This window comes from Pseudomonas sp. HY13-MNA-CIBAN-0226, from assembly GCF_040310305.1.
In the GTDB taxonomy this organism is placed as follows: Bacteria; Pseudomonadota; Gammaproteobacteria; order Pseudomonadales; family Pseudomonadaceae; genus Aquipseudomonas; species Aquipseudomonas gregormendelii.
The window spans coordinates 1-258 of sequence record NZ_JBEOPS010000388.1; the positions used below are offsets into that span (position 1 = coordinate 1).

Here is a 258-nt window from a genome sequence, read left to right on the forward strand (position 1 = left end):
GGCAAGGTCACGTCAATGGACTCGGCGGCGAGCTTGGCCGCAAGGTCGGCCTCCTCGAGCGACGCCTTGCGCGCATTGAGAACCTCTGTGACACGCTCCTTGGCGACGTTGATCAGCGCACCGACTTGCGGACGCTCTTCAGCAGGCAGATTTCCCAGGGTCTTCATCACCTGAGTCAATTCACCTTTCTTGCCAAGGTAGTGAACCCGGATTTGCTCCAGGGCATTTACATCTTCAGCGCTTTGCACAGCCTCAAGG

1 pseudogene is annotated in these 258 nt (G+C 58.1%); it reads right to left on the reverse strand.

Features of this window, described 5'->3' with window-relative positions:
* Window positions 1-258, reverse strand: a pseudogene (locus AAEZ05_RS29210) (phenylalanine--tRNA ligase subunit alpha); the annotation flags it as partial.